This is a genomic window from Serinicoccus sp. JS2-9, from assembly GCF_059025165.1.
Window position 1 is genome coordinate 2,050,087 of sequence record NZ_CM180091.1, and the last position, 16,213, is coordinate 2,066,299.

The following is a 16,213-nucleotide window of genomic DNA, read 5'->3' on the forward strand; positions in this document are numbered from 1 at the left end:
GCGCGGCCGCTGCCCCCTACTTCGGAGTCAGTCGTCCGACGGAGCGGCGAGACCCAGGTGCGCCGCCGCCGCGGGCGGCTCCTGGCCCAGCACGTGCTCGGCGAGGAAGCCGCTGACGACGGCATACCAGACCTGGGCGTGCTGCGGCGCGAGGATCCAGTGGTTCTCGTGAGGGAAGTAGAGGAAGCGGTGCACGGTGGAGCCGTCCTCGGCAGCCGGTGCCCCGGAGCGTGAGAGCAGCTCGTACCACAGCCGGAGCCCCTCGCCGATCGGGACGCGGTAGTCCTTGTCGCCGTGGATGACGAGCATCGGCGTCACGATGCGGTCGACGAACTGGTGCGGCGAGTGCGCCTCGCTCATCTCCGGAGTCATCTCGCGCTGCCAGTAGAACGCGGCGTCCGTCGTGGGGCCGAAGCCCTCCAGCGCCCAGAGGGACGCGTGGGTGACGATGGCGCGGAACCGATCGGTATGCCCCGCCACCCAGTTGGCCATGTACCCGCCGAAGGAGCCGCCCATGGCGGCGGTGCGCGCCTCGTCGATGTCGTCGCGGCGCGCGATGGTGTCGGTGATCGCCATGAGGTCGGTGTAAGGCGCGTCGCCCCACGCTCCCCAGCCGCGCTGGATGAAGTCCTGGCCGTAGCCGGTGGAGAGGGCCGGATCGGGCAGCAGCACGGCATACCCCTGCGCGGTCATCAGCCAGGGGTTCCACCGCCAGGTCCAGGCGTTCCACGAGCCGAGCGGGCCGCCGTGGATCCACAGCAGCAGCGGGTGTCCGGACTCCGGGGCAGCGTCCTCGGGCAGGGCCAACCAGGCACGGACCCGGGTGCCGTCATCGGTGGTCGTCTCGACCTCCTCCAGGCGTCCCGGGATGCGGGGGCGCTCCGTGGGGCCGGGCAGCGGGGTCACCTCGCCGGTCGTGAGGTCGAGGCGCGCCACCTCGGGCGGGAAGAGGTAGGAGCTGCGCACGCCGTAGGCCACCTCGCCGTCCGGGGCCACGACGAGTTCGCTCCACGCGGCGTCGTCGTGCGTGAGCTGGGTGACCGCACCGGAGTCCACGTCGATGCGGAAGACCGGGCGCCGACCGTCGCTGTCGGCGAGCACGAGCACCGCCAGACCGTCCGGGGTCCACGCGACGGGTTCGCCCCAGTGGTCCCACTCGTGCGCCAGCGGGGTGGTGCGGCCGGTGGCCGTGTCGAGCAGGTGCAGCCGCGGGCGTGGAGGATCGGAGGGCGTGGTGACCCGGTCGATGACGATCACGGCACGGGCGCCGTCCGGGCTCACCGGGCCGGCGTACGCCTCGTGCCCCTCGAGGTCGACGAGCGGTCGGAGCTCGCCGCTCTCGAGGTCGATCCGCGCGATCCCTTCGCGCAGCTCGGCACGCGGGCCCGGCAGCGTCATCCCCACGAGCGCGAACGAGCCGTCCGGGGCCACCACGGGGCTGGGCTCGTGCAGCGGAGCCCGCAGGTCGCCGGTGAGCAGCCGCAGGTGCCGGTCCGGTGCCTGGTCGACCGTGCCGGGACGAAGAGCGGCCGCGGCGTCCTCGTCGGCGCCGCCGCCGCGGTCGGGGCGCGGCTCCTCGGGTGCGCCCTGCGGGTCCGGGCCCTGCTCGAGGGCGAAGACCTGCGGCTGCTCCGGGCCGAGGTCGTGGTCCCAGTAGCGGACGGGGTAGGACGAGTGCAGGATCGCGTCGACCCCGGCGTCCTTGCGGGCACGCGCCAGCCTCGCGTGCTCCCGCTCCGACCGGGCGCCCGGCAGGCGACCCGCGACCAGGAGCACCCGATCGGCCCCGCGCGCGCAGGTCACGCCGCCCACGCCGCCGGGGCGCCGCAACACCACACGGGCCTCCCCGCCGTGGGCGGGCAGGTGCCAGAGCGCCGTCTCGGGCTCGTCGTCGTCACTGTCGGGATCGGGGCGTGCCGAGGTGAAGTAGAGGTCGCCGGCGACGCCGAAGGCGGCTCCGGCCTCGCCCTTGGCGCTGCGGGTCAGTCGGTGCGCCGGACGCTCACCTGCGGGGTCGATCTGCCAGAGCGCCGTGGCATAGCCGGTGCCCTTCCGGTTGAGCGTGGCGACCGTGGTGACGAGTCGGCTGCCGTTGGGGCTCAGCGCGAGCCCCGAGACCCGGGGGAGGGCCACGTAGTGCGCGAGGTCGTGGAACGCTGAGGTAGGCGCCGTCGTCATACCCCTGTCCTATCACCCGGCACCGACTGACCACGGTCCGGACGCGCCCTCGCAGGTATGTCGTCGGTCGGCGGAATCCTGGGCGTCACCGCGACGTTGTAGCAGCAGACCGAGAGGAGACCACGTGACGACGCATTCGCCACTGTTCCGGCTGGAGGCCGACGCCGCCCGCCAGCCCCAACCCGCCCCGCTGCTGCTCGTCTCGTTGGACGGCTTCCTCGACGCAGGCCAGGTGCGCTCGAGCGTCGCGGACCACCTGCTCGACACGCTCGAGCACGAGGTGGTGGCGACCTTCGACACCGACGAGCTGGTGGACTACCGCTCGCGCCGTCCGCTCATGACCTTCGACAGCGATCACTACGCGGACTACGACGACCCCTCGCTCGTGCTCTACCGCATGATCGACGCGGCCGGGGAGCCGTTCCTGCTGCTGCACGGCGTGGAGCCGGACTACCGCTGGGAGGGCTTCGTCGAGGCGGTACGTCAGCTCAGCCTCGCCTTCGGGGTGCGCCGGATGCTCAGCGCCCACGGCATCCCGATGGCGGTGCCGCACACGCGGCCGGTGGGGTCCACGCGCTTCGCCAGCGACCCGTCCGTCCTCGGTGACTACACGCCGATCTTCGGTCAGGTCCGGGTCCCCTCAAGCGCCGACTCCCTGCTGCACCTGCGGCTCGCGGAGGCTGGCCTGCTCACCATGGGCGTGGCAGTGCACGTGCCGCACTACCTCGCCGAGACGCAGTTCGGGGACGCGGCGGTCGCCGCGGCCGATGCGCTCATGGACCTCAGCGGCCTGGTGCTGCCGACGGCCGACCTCATCGCGATGGCGGGGCTGACCCGCGGCCGGATCGAGGAGGAGCTGGCCGGCAACGAGGAGGCCAAGGAGGTCGTCGAGGGGTTGGAGCGCCGCTACGACCACTTCCTGGAGGGGCAGCGGCGCAAGAGCCTGCTCGCCGCGGAGGTGGCCAACCTGCCCAGCGCCGAGGAGATCGGTGCCCAGCTGGAAGAGTTCCTGCGCGACCCCGAGGCCGCCGAGGAGGCGGAAGACGGAGACGGAGCGCCGCCCCCGGACGCGCGGTGACGTCATACCCTCCGCTCCCCGACCGCCCGTGCCAGGATGGCACGGCATCCTGACCCCCACTCCTGAGGAGAGAAGACGTGGCTGAACCTGGATCCGAGACGGTGAAGGTGAACACCCCCGAGGCGGCGGAGGACGGGCCGCTGGACTCGCTCGCCAACGCCTTCGTGGGCAAGCTGCTGGACTTCGGCGTCGACGGGATCGGCCCGGTGGACTCCTCGGCCGAGGTCGTCGCCAAGGCCCGGTCCAAGCACGGCGCCGACGTCGAGAAGGCGATCGACGACATCGCCGGCGACCACATCAAGAAGGCGGCTGTCGGCGGCTTCGTCACCGGCGTGGGCGGCATCTTCACGATGCCGGTCGCCCTGCCCGCCAACGTGCTCGAGTTCTATACCCTCGCCACCCGCATGGTGGCCGGGATCGCCGAGCTCCGAGGGTATGACGTCACCACCAAGGCAGCTCGCGCGGCGGTCGTGCTCTCGCTGGTGGGGGCGGATGCCGACGAGCTCATGCGCAAGGCAGGCGTCACCACGGCCGCCGGGCTCAGCGGGTCGGGTCGACTGGCCACCCTGGCGATGTCCCGCCTCCCCAAGGCAGCGGCGATGATGGTCAACAAGGCCGTCGGTTTCCGCCTGCTCACCGCTGTCGGCGGCAAGGCACTGGGCCGGATCATCCGGTTCGTGCCGGTCGCCGGGGGTGTCATCGGCGCCGGTCTGGACGGCTACCTCATGAAGCGCATCGCCGATCACGCCCGCGCGGAGTTCGCCCCGCAGGACTGAGTTATCCACAGATCGCGAGCGGGCCCGTCACGACGGGCCCGCTCGCGGCAGTCTGGAGGCATGACTCTGCAGGAGCGCGGGGGGCGCTCGAACCCTCCCACCGACCATGACCCGTCCGTCCGCCTCGGGGGGATCCACCAGTTGCTGGCCGTGCTGCCGCACCTGATGGGCTACCGACCGGACCACTCGATCGTCCTCGTCGTCACCCGCCCGGCCGGCTCACCCCGCCCAGGGACGTCGGGTCTGGCCGTGGTGTGCACCGCCCGACTCGACCTACCCCCCGTCGAGCACCTCGGCACGGGGGTGGTCGACGCCCTCCTGCCGGCACTGAGCCAGGTCGCGGATGAGGGGCCCACGCTCCTGCACCTCTTCGGCTACGACCTGCCGGAGTCGGGGACCGGCGCGGACCGGGACGTCAGCGACGAGGCCGAGCGCGGGCTGGCACGGGTGGGGCGCGAGCTGGCGCGTCGCTCCGGATCGGTCCTGCACGACCTGGTGCTGCTGCGCGACGAGTCGCGGAGCCTGCGCGAGGTCGTGGCGTCCGGCGAGCCCGTCCTCCAGGGACACTGGATCGAGGCACCCGTCGCGGCTGACGTGCCCGCGACGGCCGACCTCGTCCTGCGCGGCCGATCGGCTGTCGGCTCCCGCAGCGACGTGGTCCGCCAGGTGCGCCACCTCGACGAGGGCGCCGTCTCCGAGACCGACCTGGCCATCTCGGTCCTGAGCCTGGCCCCTGAGCGGCTCGACGACGCCGAGGCGCTACGGGCACTCGCCGGCTGGGTCCTCGACGGCCGTGCGCCCTCGGCACGGCAACGGGCGTGGATCACCCTCGTCCTGCACGACACCCTCCTGCGCGACGCGGTCCTCGCCCGCTGGGCTCCCGCGGTCTTCCGGCTGGAGGACCTGCTCGACGCGGCGCAGAAGGAGGACTTCTGCAGATGGGTCCCCGCCTGGGAATCCTCGGTGACCACCCACGCGGGACTGGAGCGGCTGCTGGTGCTCGTCTCCCAGGTGCCGCGCAGTCTCGCGGCGCCGCTGCTCACGCTGACCGGGTTGATCTCCTGGGCGCGGGGGGAGGGGACCATCGCCAACGAGACGTGCGATCTCGCGCTCGAGGTCGATCCTGACTACAGCATGGCGACGCTCCTGCGCCGGGCTCTGTCGGGCGGGCTGCGGCCGCCCCGGCCGGGGGAGGCGAGCGGGCGCGACGGTGCAGGTCACCCCGGCAGGCGGCCCGCAGCCTGAGGTGTACCCTCGCCCGGAAGAGCAGTCACCGCAAGGAGGATGTCCAGGCCCATGTCGATCATCGTTGGCTACATTCCCACCCGCGAGGGCCGCGCCGCCCTGGCCGCCGCTCGCGCCGAGGCGCTGCTGCGCAAGGCCAAGCTCATCGTGGTGAACTCCCACCGGGGCGGACGAGACTTCGACGCGGGGGAGGCACGTCGGTTCGAGGAGGAGTTGGACTCCGTCCGCAGCGATCTCGACGGCGCAGGTATCGAGCACGAGGTGCGCGCTCTGGCCCGCGGCAACGAGCCCGCCGAAGATCTCATCGAGGTCGCGGGCGAGTCCGAGGGTGACCTCATCGTCATCGGGCTGCGTCGCCGGACACCGATCGGCAAGCTGATCCTCGGATCCAACGCGCAGCGGATCCTGCTCGAGGCGCAGTGCGCGGTCCTGGCGGTCAAGGCCGGCGAGAGCGACTGAGCCGGCTCGGGGGCCCCTGACCACGGACACGGGCCCGGCGTCGAGCCGCGTGTCAGGGCCGCGGGAAGGGGCCCGTGTCGGGTCCCGAACGGCGCGCCCTGGCGCGCTCGTCGGGGGCGCGGAATGCCCCACGGCCGCGTGGGGTCTTATAATGGTGGGTGTTGGGTGCCGCCACAGCACCGCACACCACTTCTTCATCACCGTCCGGGCAGTTCGTCATGCCCCGGCGACGCCGTTCCTGCATCGTCAGAAAAGAGTTGGTTCACCCCGTGACCGCCAGGACCTCCCGCACCAGCACGACCGAGCTGCCCGCGGCCTTCGAGCACGATGCCCTCAAGTCCCTCCTCGCGGTGGGCACCGAGAAGGGTTTCGTCGAGGCCGACCAGGTCAAGTCGGCCCTCGAGGCCGCCGACGTCACGGCGGCCGCCACCCAGAAAAAGGTGCTGCGCGTCTTCAGCGACCAGGCCATCGAGGTCCGCGGCGCTGAGCCGGCTCCGGCTCGCAAGCGGTCCACGACGCGCAAGAGCCCGGCGGCCAAGAAGGCGTCCCCTGCCGGCACGGCCACGAAGAGCTCGCGGTCGGGATCGTCCGCGAACACGGCCGACGGCGAGGCCGAGACCACCGGCGCGGCGACGGCAAAGAAGTCGACGGCCAGCAAGACCACCGCCGCCAAGAAGGCCTCCTCGAGGACCCGCGCGGCCGCCGACACGGCCGCCGGCGGAAGCACCCGCGCGAAGCGGACCACGGCCAAGGGCGCCAAGACCGCGGCCAAGGGCGAGGCCGCCGCGGAGGCCGACGCGTCGACGACGGACGAGGACGCAGAGCCCGACGAGGCCGATCTCGCCGACGGTGAGGAGTCGGGCAAGAACACCGACAACGTCGTCTCTCCGCCGTCCCCGGCGGCCAAGCAGAAGGCCCCCGGCAAGGACGACGACAGTTTCGTCGTCTCCACCGCCGACGACGACGACGCGCCTGCCCAGCAGGTGGTCACCGCCGGGGCGACCGCCGACCCGGTCAAGGACTACCTCAAGCAGATCGGCAAGGTGGCGCTCCTCAACGCCGAGCAGGAGGTCGAGCTCGCCAAGCGGATCGAGGCCGGCCTGTTCGCCGAGGACAAGCTCAACTCGGGCGAGAAGTTCGAGGCCAAGCTCAAGCGTGAGCTGTGGTGGATCGCCAACGACGGCAAGAACGCCAAGAACCACCTGCTCGAGGCCAACCTGCGCCTCGTCGTCTCGCTCGCCAAGCGCTACACCGGTCGCGGGATGCTCTTCCTGGACCTCATCCAGGAGGGCAACCTCGGCCTGATCCGCGCCGTCGAGAAGTTCGACTACACCAAGGGCTACAAGTTCTCCACCTACGCCACCTGGTGGATCCGGCAGGCGATCACCCGCGCCATGGCCGACCAGGCACGCACCATCCGCATCCCGGTCCACATGGTCGAGGTCATCAACAAGCTGGCCCGGGTCCAGCGTCAGATGCTCCAGGACCTCGGCCGCGAGCCGACCCCGGAGGAGCTGGCCGCCGAGCTGGACATGACGCCGGAGAAGGTGGTCGAGGTCCAGAAGTACGGCCGGGAGCCGATCTCACTGCATACCCCCCTCGGCGAGGACGGGGACAGCGAGTTCGGTGACCTCATCGAGGACTCCGAGGCGGTCGTGCCGGCCGACGCCGTCTCCTTCACGCTGCTCCAGGAGCAGCTGCACTCGGTCCTCGACACCCTGTCCGAGCGTGAGGCGGGCGTGGTCTCCATGCGCTTCGGCCTGTCCGACGGGCAGCCGAAGACGCTGGACGAGATCGGCAAGGTCTACGGCGTCACCCGCGAGCGGATCCGTCAGATCGAGTCCAAGACGATGTCCAAGCTGCGCCACCCCTCGCGTTCACAGGTCCTGCGCGACTACCTGGACTGAGCGCCGCCGCATATCGCGCGGCCGGTCACGGCATATCGCGCGGGCGGTCACGGCATACCGCGCGGGCGGTCACGGCATATGGCGCGGCCGGTCACTTCTCCGGCTTCTCGCGCCAGGGGCGCTCGAAGGGCAGCCGCCAGGTGAACGGCGTGATGAGCTGGTGGATCTGGTTGGGCCCCCAGGTGCCCTTCTGGTACGGCCGGACCACGGGCGGGTTCTCGATGAGCGGCTGGGAGATCTCCCAGAGCCGCTCGATGCCCTTGGCGGACACGAAGAGGGTCCGGTCGCCGCGGGCGGCGTCGTAGATAAGTCGCTCGTAGGCCTCCAGCACCGAGCCGGCCCAGTCGGTGTCCTGCATCGAGAACTGCATCGACAGCTTGTCCAGCTTCATCCCCGGGCCGGGGCGCTTGCCGTAGAAGCTCAGGGACATCCGCGCGCGGTCGGCCAGGTCGAAGGTGAGGTGGTCGGGGCCGTGGTCGCCGACCCCTGACCCGGGCGGGAACATCGACTGCGGCGGCTCCCGGAAGGCGATCGAGATGATCCGCGCCCCCTCCGCCATCTGCTTCCCCGTGCGCAGGTAGAACGGCACCCCGGCCCAGCGCCAGTTGTCGACGAAGCACTTGAGCGCCACGAAGGTCTCGGTCTGGGAGTCCTCCGACACCCCCTGCTCGTCGCGGTAGCCGACGTACTGCCCGCGGACGACGTCGCCAGGATCCAGAGGCAGCATCGAGCGGAAGACCTTGCTCTTCTCCCGGCTGATCGCGGCCGGCTCCAACGAGGTGGGCGGCTCCATCGCGGTGAACGCGAGGATCTGGAAGAGGTGCGTGACGATCATGTCCCGGTAGGCGCCGGTCTGCTCGTAGAAGGTGCCCCGCTGGGACAGGCCCAGGGTCTCCGGGACATCGATCTGGATGTGGTCGATGTGGTTGCGGTGCCAGATCGGCTCGAAGAGGCCGTTGGCGAAGCGGAAGGCCAGGATGTTCTGCGCCGGCTCCTTGCCCAGGAAGTGGTCGATCCGGAAGATCTGCTCCTCGTCGAAGACCTCGTGCAGCTGACGGTTGAGGTCCACCGCCGAGGCGTAGTCCGTCCCGAACGGCTTCTCCATGATGATTCGGCTGCGCTCGACCAGGTTGGCAGCCGCGATGGTCCCGACGGCCTTGAGCGCGGCGCGCGGCGGCACCGAGAGATAGTGCAGGCGGAGCAGGTCCTCACCCTCCAGCTCCTCTTCGCAGCGCTCCACAGCCGCGCTAAGCGCCTCGGGCCCCGCCGACCCGGGCACGTAGTCGAGGCGCTGAGCGAAGGCCCGCAGCGACTCGTCGTCGCACTCACGGACGCTGAACTCCGTGGCCGCGTCGGCGGCCAGCTCCCGGAACTCCTCGACCGACATGTCGTCGAGGGAGGTGCCCACGACCCGCAGGTCGTCGACGAGCCCGGAGAGGAAGAGGTGCAGCAGCCCCGGGATGAGCTTGCGACGGGAGAGGTCACCGGTGGCGCCGAAGAGGACGACGGTCAGGGGTGCAGTCATGACTCCACCCTCTACCCCGAGGGCGGTTCGCGCTACCTGCGGAGCACCCGGCGCAGCCCCTCGCGGAGTCCGTCCAGCCCGCTGCGGGGGATGAGCGCGGCGTTCGCCCGCTGGTTCCACGCGGTGGTATGACGTACCTCGTCCACCACTGTCCGCACGTCCTCACCCATGCGCTCGGCCTCGGCGTCGCTCAGGGCGGTCGACGCGGCATACCGTGACCGCTCCAGGGTGGCCGTCACCCGACCGAGGGCTTCCTCGCCACCGCCGTCCATCGCCGTCCCCCGCGTGTAGTAGCGCCGCATGTCGCGCGGACTGCGGGCGGGTGGCTCCTCGACGCCGAGGTCCTGCAAGGAGCGGGTGAGGAGCTGCCACTGCCCCTCGATGCGCTCGCCGGGTGTGCTCGCCGACCGGACGCCCGCCTCGCGGTAGCGCCGCCCCGCCCACGGCACGAGCATCATGAGCACGGCCAGCCCGAGCACCGCGAGCAGCAGCCGCCCGAGGGTCGGGAGCCAGTCGCCCAGGTCGTCGACCCAGGTGCGCTCCGCCGGGGCCGGCTCGGGTGTGGGCTCGGCGGTGGGGGTGACCTGCTGGGTGACCGTCGAGGTGAGCGCCTCGGAGTCGCCGGCGTCGTCCGTCGTGCGGGCGTAGGCCGGGGGCGTGCCGGCGCGCACCCCGGGGGTGGGCTCGAAGCGGGTCCACCCCATCCCGTCGATCCACAGCTCGGGCCAGGTGTGCGCGTCCGAGGCGACGACCTGTCGGGTGCCGTCGCTCTGCGTGGTGCCCGGCAAGAAGCCCACCGCCATCCGGGCCGGGATGCCCTCGTCGCGGGCCATCATCACCATCGCGGTGGCGAACTGGACGCAGTAGCCCTGACGCGTCTGGAGGAAGCCGCCGATCGGGTCGCCGGCGTCGGCCTGGGCGGCGGGCTCCAGCTCCAGGGAGTACTCGTAGCCGCCCTCGGTCCGCAGGTGGCTCTGGATGAGGACGGCCGCCTGCAAGGCGTTGGCCTCGTCGCCGACGACCTCGTCGGTCAGCTCACCGATCGCGTCCGCGGAGACCGGGTCGAGCTCGAGCAGCTCGGGGTCGAACTGCCCCGGGTCGACGGCGGCGTCGCCGATCCCGCCCGGCAGCTCACCGCCGGAGGCCAGCGTCAGGTAGGTCGCGTCGTAGGAGGTCGCGCGGCCCTGGAGCACCACCGTCGCGTCCTGCGGGTCGAAGCGGTAGCCGGCTCCGTCCAGCGCGAGGTACGTCAGCGGGCTCGGCGCGGCCAGGTGCGGGGGCTGCAGCTCGTTGCCGAGCACCTGGAAGTTGGACTCGTCGACCGGGACGTCCTCGCCCAGCCCGTCGGGGGCGGGCAGCGCCGCATCGGCCGGGAGCAGCTCGGAGGTCAGACGCTCGGGCGCCTCCCACCGACCGTCCTCGAAGCGCTGCGCGGCCGTGACCCGCAGCGGCTGCACGCTGACGGCGTTGGTGCGGTAGGTGAGCACGGGCGCCTGCGACTGGTTGCGCAGGTCCTGGGCGGGGTCCATGGTCTCGGTGAAAGAGACGTCGCCCGCGTCCGAGTCGACGCTGCGGGCGTCCGGGTTGCGGGCCAGCCCGCTGCCGAAGAACGTCGGCGGGAGGTGGGGGAGCATCGCGGCTCCGACCACGGCGGCGACGAGCGCCAGCACCGACGCGATCTGGGCCAGCCCGCGGTGGCCCCGCGGACCGTGCGACACGTCGGCGCCGCCCTGGCTCTCCTGCCGGTTGGCGGACGGCCAGGCGACGGTCAGTCGGCGGCCCTGCTGCACGATCATGAGCAGCCACATCACCGCCACCGCGACGAAGTACCACGGCTCCATCGCCTGCCCGGTGTTGGACACCGAGACGAGGAACCCGGCCACGAGCGGTATGCCGGCGCTCGCCGGTGCCCGCCCCGTGACGCCCATCGAGTCGACGGAGACGGCGGTGAGGGTGAGCACCGAGACCACGAGGAAGGAGACGCCTTCGGTGGTGGGTGCGGGCGCGGCATACGTCTGCAGCACGGTGCCCGCCTGTCGCAGCAGCGCCCCGACGGTCTCCAGGGTCTCCGCGGTCGGCAGCACCCCGCGCCACAGCGAGTCGCGCAGGAAGGTCACGGCGATGCCGGCCAGCCCCACCACGAGCTGGCCGAGGGCCACCACGGTCGGTGGCGCGTCGATGGTGCGCAGGACGGCGCCGGTGATCGCGACCAGCGCGACCATCGTGATCGCCGGGAACAGCCAGGTGTCCTCGCGCAGCAGGTCCGTCAGGGGCCAGGCCACCGACAGCGAGGCGAGCGCGGCGACCAGCGCCTCGGGCCACATCCCGCGCACGAAGGCGTCGTTGTCGAGCCTCACGCCGACCTCCCCGCCATGCTGCTGCCCGCGCCGGCGCCGATCGCGACCCACGCGTGCGCGATCTCGGTATGCGGTCCGCACACCACGGTGCGCCAGCCCGCGTCCGCGAGGGTCCGGGTGGCGCCCTCGGAGGTGCCGCCCTCCGCCCCGAAGCGTGCCGGGTCGAGCACGAACGCGAGGGCGCGCGACCCGGGCTGCCGGACCGCCGCGAGGTCACGCAGCCCCTCCTCGTCGTGCGCGACGACCGCCGCGACGACGAGGGCGCCGCCCGCGGTGAAGGGTGAGGCCGCGCCGGCCAGCCGATCCAGCCGGGAATCCTCCTCGGGCTGGACCCGCGCCAGCGAGTCCAGCACCGTGTCGAGGTCGATCTGGTGGTCGGCGGTGCCCTCGCGCATGGTCGCGTCGGTGAGCAGATGCACGACGAACCCGTCGGCCACGAGGTGCCGGGCGACCGAGGCGATGGCCGAGACGGCCCACTCGTAGGACGCCCGCGTGCCTGTGCCCGGATGCGCCGACGCGCGGGAGTCGAGCAGCAGCAGAGCGCGGCGCCGGGCCGGGCGGTCCTCCTGGCGCACCATGAGCTCGCCGCGGTGGGCCGTCGCGGGCCAGTGGACCCGCCGCAGCTCGTCGCCGTCGCGATAGGTGCGGATGCTCACGTCGTCCTCACCGTGGAGCGCGACCATCTGCGGCATCTCGCCCTCGCTGCCGCGGGAGGCGCCCCGCATCCGGTCGGCCCCCAGGGGGTGGATTCGGGGGAGCACCAGGACCTCGGAGCGGGAGGAGAGCTGCAGGGTGCGGAAGGTCAGGCCGAAGGGGTCGCGCTGGCGCAGCACGATCGGCCCGAGCGAGAAGGCCCCGCGATGCCGCGAGCGCACGGTGTAGCGCAACCGGCGCTCCTCGCCGCGGTCCATGCGCGGGAGGATGAAGCGCGGTCGGTCGCCGAGCTGGTAGTCCAGGTGCTCCTCGGCCAGGTAGACCGGCGTACGGCTGCCGACGTTGGCGAAGCGGACCTCGACCGCACCACGCTCGTCGGGCACGAGCCGGTCTGGGTCCGCCTCCCGGCGCACGCTCATCTGCGGGGTCCGCCGCGGCATGAGCAGCAGCATGAGGATCGGGAGCGCGACGAGCACGAGCCCGACGCGGGTGATGTCCTCGTAGCCGAGCAGCATCCCGGCGGCACCGAGCAGGCCGCCGACGACGAGGAAGATCCTGCCTCGGCTGGTGAGGACGCCCCACGGCGACGTCATCGGTGGTCCCTGCCCGGTCCGGTGGCGGTCCGGCTCAGCGGCCCGACGGCACCGAGGTGCGCTCGACCAGGTCGCGGACGATGTCCTGGGTGGTGTGGTGCCCGAGCGAGGCCTCGCCGGTGGGGAGCACCCGGTGCGCCAGCACCGGCACCGACATGGCCTGGACGTCCTCGGGGAGCACGTGGTCCCGGCCGGCGAGCGCGGCGTGCGCCCGGGCGGCGCGCAGCAGTTGCAGTCCGGCGCGGGGCGAGGCGCCCAGCCGGAGCATCCGGTGGGCTCGGGACGCGGCCATGAGCTCGACCACGTAGTGCCGCAGGGCCGGGGCAATGTGCAGGCTGCGGATGCTCTCGATCTGGGCCTGCACCTCCTCGGCCGTGGTCACGGCCGACAGGCCGTCCAGCGGGCTCACCTCGCCGTGCGACTCCAGCATGGCGATCTCCGAGCGGGCGGCGGGGTAGCCCATCGAGATCCGCGCCATGAAGCGGTCACGCTGCGCCTCGGGGAGGGGATAGGTGCCCTCCATCTCGATGGGGTTCTGGGTCGCCATGACGAGGAAGGGACGTGGCAGCTCGTAGGTCTCGCCGTCCACGGTGACCTGGCGCTCCTCCATCGACTCCAGCAGCGCCGACTGGGTCTTGGGGGAGGCGCGGTTGATCTCGTCGCCGACGACGACGTTGGCGAAGATCGCGCCGCGCCGGAATTCGAAGCTGCGGGTGTCCTGGTTGAAGACGCTCACCCCGGTGATGTCGCTGGGGAGCAGGTCGGGGGTGAACTGCACCCGGCTGACCCGGCAGTCGATGGCGCGGGCCAGCGCCTTGGCGAGCATCGTCTTGCCCACGCCGGGCACGTCCTCGAGCAGCAGGTGCCCCTCGGCCAGCAGCACCGTGACCGCGGTCGACACCACCTCGTCCTTGCCCTCGATCACGGTGGCGATGGCCCGGTGCACCGAGCCGGCCACGCGCCGCACGGCCTCGAGGTCGACCGCATCGGAGGCGGGGGAGATCGCAGACATGGACCGATCTTGCCAAACCGGGCGGTTCCGCGCGGCACGTGGTGCCGCCACGTCTCCCCACTGTCCTCCACCTGGGTGCGCGTCTCCGCTCCACTCGGGCGACGGCATACCTCCTGACCTGCGGGTATGCCGTATCGCCCGCGGCGCGGACCGGGCCAGGTCCGCGCCGCCCCTCCCGACGGTGGCATGCCCCCTCCACTGTCCACCACCGAGCTTGACCTGCATCTTTGTGGAGAATCGGCAGTCAAGAAGAGCGTTTCGATGGTCATGGTGGGGGAAAGTGGAGTAGTGTGGGGGCATCTGGAGGCGCAGCGACCTATCGAGCGAGTGAAGGGGGTGGTGCGAGTGCTCTTCCTCGGCACCCACACGCCCAAGCTCGACGACAAGGGCCGGATGATCCTGCCGGCGAAGTACCGCGACCGGCTCGCGGGCGGGCTGATCATCACCCGCGGCCAGGACCGCTGCCTCTACGTCTACGTCCCCTCGGACTTCCAGGACGTCGTCGCCAGCTGGCAGTCCAGCCCGACCTCGAACCGCAGCGTGCGGGACTTCCAACGCGTCTTCCTCTCCGGCGCGTCCGACGAGATCCCCGACAAGCAGGGGCGCATCACGATCCCACCGCTGCTGCGGGACTACGCCGGCCTCTCGTCCGCGTGCACCGTCATCGGTGCCGGCAACCGGCTCGAGGTCTGGGACAGCCAGGCCTGGGCGGACTACCTCGCGACCCAGGAGCAGGCCTTCGCCGAGCAGTCGGAGGAGGTGATCCCGGGGCTGATGTGAGTGTCCTGCCGACCACCCGACACCCGGCCTCCCCCCGTCCACCACGCCGCCCCGGCTCCTCTTCCCCGGAGCCGGGCCGCGCACCCGCTCCCGACCCGTCTTCCCCCGGGCCGGGCGCCCCGGTGGACGGTGGGGGACCAGGGGTCGGGACCCGGCAGCAGAGCACTCCGCGCACGGGGACACCTCATGGACACCGACGAGACCCTCCGCACGCAGGACCGGCACGTGCCGGTCCTGCTGCAGCGCTGCGTGGACCTGCTCGCCCCCGCGCTCCAGGACGACGGTGCGGTGCTCGTCGACGGCACCCTCGGGATGGGCGGTCACACCGAGGCGCTGCTCTCGGCCTGTCCCCGGGCCCGGGCGGTCGGGATCGACCGGGACCCGCAGGCGCTGGAGCTGGCGACCGAGCGGCTGGCCCCCTTCGGCGACCGCTTCACGCCGGTCCACTCGGTGAGCGACGACCTGCCGACCACGCTTGCCGAGCTGGGCCTGGCCCGCGCGCACGCCGTGCTCTACGACCTCGGCGTCTCCTCGCTGCAGCTGGACGAGCTGGACCGGGGCTTCGCCTACCGGGCAGACGCGCCGCTGGACATGCGGATGGACCAGAGCACCGGCCTCACCGCCGCCGACGTCCTCAACGACTACGACCCGCGTGACTTGGTGCGGATCCTGCGCGACTACGGCGAGGAGCGCTTCGCCCGGCCGATCGTCAAGGCGCTCGTGCGCCGCCGGGAGCAGGAGCCCTTCACCACCTCCGGCCCGTTGGTGCAGCTGCTCCACGACGTCGTGCCCGCGGCGTCCCAGCGCTCCGGGGGCCACCCGGCCAAGAGGACCTTTCAGGCGCTGCGGATCGAGGTCAACGCCGAGCTCTCGGTCTGGCGCAGCGGCCTCGAGGCGGCGCTGCGGGCCCTGTCGGTCGGCGGGCGGATCGCTGTCCTGTCCTACCACTCCCTCGAGGACCGCATCACCAAGCGCGGGCTCGCGGCGGGCGCCACCAGCTCGGCACCGCCGGACCTGCCCGTCGAGCTGCCCGAGCACCAGCCCTGGCTGCGGCTCCTCACCCGCGGTGCCGAGCGCGCCGAGGAGGCCGAGCGCACCGCCAACCCCCGCTCCGCCTCGGTGCGCCTGCGCGCCGCCGAGCGCACCCGGCATACCCCCGACCAAGCACCCGACCCCACCACCGAGGAGCCTGCATGAGCCAGATGACCGTCTCCGCGAAGCTCGGACGCGCCGCGCTGCGCGCCCCCCGGGTCGGTGCGCGGGTGGTGGACGCCTCGCCGACGTCGGGTGCCCACGGCTTCCTGCTGTTGTGCGCCCTCATCGTCGCCCTGACGTTCACCGGGGTGCTGCTCCTCAACACCGTCCGGGCCGAGGGCTCCTACGTCCTCAGCCGGCTGGAGGTGGAGTCGACCGCGCTGCACGACCAGAAGGTGACGCTGGCCGAGGAGCTCGCCGACCAGGAGTCGTCGGAGTCGTTGGCCAAGGCCGCGACGAAGCTCAAGATGGTGCCCTCGACCTCCACCGCGACCCTCCGGCTGTCCGACGGGTCCATCACCGGCGTGGCGTCCAAGGTCGACGGTGCGCGGACCCTTACCGTGGATCTGCCCTCGACGGGCACCGCTCCGCCGAAGGACGACTGATCGCAAGGG

General features: G+C 72.2%; 13 protein-coding genes. 8 read left to right on the forward strand and 5 right to left on the reverse strand.

The genetic code is table 11. The annotated features are described in order from the left end of the window. Positions 1-27: 27 nt before the first annotated feature. On the reverse strand, positions 28-2,178 hold the full coding sequence (locus tag AC5PYY_RS09975; protein ID WP_493896663.1) for a prolyl oligopeptidase family serine peptidase: 2,151 nt from the start codon (positions 2,176-2,178) through the stop codon (positions 28-30). Between the two features lie 124 nt (positions 2,179-2,302). On the opposite strand from AC5PYY_RS09975, the gene AC5PYY_RS09980 reads away from it, so the two are divergent. The 5 genes from AC5PYY_RS09980 to AC5PYY_RS10000 all read left to right on the forward strand — a co-directional run bounded on the left by AC5PYY_RS09980 (position 2,303) and on the right by AC5PYY_RS10000 (position 7,643). Further along, a complete protein-coding gene (locus AC5PYY_RS09980) occupies positions 2,303-3,256 on the forward strand; it encodes a PAC2 family protein (RefSeq protein ID WP_493896664.1) in 954 nt (317 codons plus the stop codon). A 77-nt stretch (positions 3,257-3,333) separates the two neighbouring features. Continuing rightward, positions 3,334-4,032: an EcsC family protein gene (locus AC5PYY_RS09985; RefSeq protein ID WP_493896665.1), complete on the forward strand. Its 699-nt coding sequence runs from the start codon at positions 3,334-3,336 to the stop codon at positions 4,030-4,032. A gap of 60 nt (positions 4,033-4,092) precedes the next feature. Beyond that, complete coding sequence (locus AC5PYY_RS09990) at positions 4,093-5,277, forward strand: DUF4192 domain-containing protein (protein ID WP_493896666.1); 1,185 nt, start codon at positions 4,093-4,095, stop codon at positions 5,275-5,277. A gap of 51 nt (positions 5,278-5,328) precedes the next feature. Next, a complete protein-coding gene (locus tag AC5PYY_RS09995) occupies positions 5,329-5,736 on the forward strand; it encodes a universal stress protein (protein WP_493896667.1) in 408 nt (135 codons plus the stop codon). Between the two features lie 218 nt (positions 5,737-5,954). Further along, positions 5,955-7,643 (forward strand): RNA polymerase sigma factor, encoded by a 1,689-nt coding sequence (locus tag AC5PYY_RS10000; RefSeq protein ID WP_493896668.1) that lies wholly within the window; start codon positions 5,955-5,957, stop codon positions 7,641-7,643. Between the two features lie 91 nt (positions 7,644-7,734). Here AC5PYY_RS10000 and zwf read toward each other — a convergent pair whose 3' ends face one another. From zwf to AC5PYY_RS10020, 4 genes are read right to left on the reverse strand one after another with little or no spacing between them, the layout of a single operon-like run. Further along, positions 7,735-9,168: a glucose-6-phosphate dehydrogenase gene (gene zwf / locus AC5PYY_RS10005; protein WP_493896669.1), complete on the reverse strand. Its 1,434-nt coding sequence runs from the start codon at positions 9,166-9,168 to the stop codon at positions 7,735-7,737. 32 nt (positions 9,169-9,200) lie between these two features. Then, positions 9,201-11,525: a transglutaminase TgpA family protein gene (locus tag AC5PYY_RS10010; RefSeq protein WP_493896670.1), complete on the reverse strand. Its 2,325-nt coding sequence runs from the start codon at positions 11,523-11,525 to the stop codon at positions 9,201-9,203. Continuing rightward, entirely contained in the window at positions 11,522-12,772 is a 1,251-nt protein-coding gene (locus tag AC5PYY_RS10015) for a DUF58 domain-containing protein (protein ID WP_493896671.1), read from the reverse strand. The genes AC5PYY_RS10010 and AC5PYY_RS10015 overlap by 4 nt, the downstream gene beginning before the upstream one ends. 34 nt (positions 12,773-12,806) lie before the next feature. Beyond that, positions 12,807-13,784, reverse strand: a complete 978-nt coding sequence (locus AC5PYY_RS10020; RefSeq protein WP_493896672.1) for an AAA family ATPase — start codon at positions 13,782-13,784, stop codon at positions 12,807-12,809. A 393-nt stretch (positions 13,785-14,177) separates the two neighbouring features. Here AC5PYY_RS10020 and mraZ point away from each other — a divergent pair, with 393 nt between their 5' ends. From mraZ to ftsL, 3 genes are all read left to right on the forward strand, one after another. Next, positions 14,178-14,564: a division/cell wall cluster transcriptional repressor MraZ gene (mraZ, locus tag AC5PYY_RS10025; protein ID WP_493899357.1), complete on the forward strand. Its 387-nt coding sequence runs from the start codon at positions 14,178-14,180 to the stop codon at positions 14,562-14,564. A 186-nt stretch (positions 14,565-14,750) separates the two neighbouring features. Beyond that, complete coding sequence (rsmH, locus tag AC5PYY_RS10030) at positions 14,751-15,761, forward strand: 16S rRNA (cytosine(1402)-N(4))-methyltransferase RsmH (protein WP_493896673.1); 1,011 nt, start codon at positions 14,751-14,753, stop codon at positions 15,759-15,761. Further along, complete coding sequence (gene ftsL, locus AC5PYY_RS10035) at positions 15,758-16,204, forward strand: cell division protein FtsL (RefSeq protein ID WP_493896674.1); 447 nt, start codon at positions 15,758-15,760, stop codon at positions 16,202-16,204. Before rsmH ends, ftsL begins: the two co-directional genes overlap by 4 nt. Positions 16,205-16,213 lie beyond the last annotated feature (9 nt).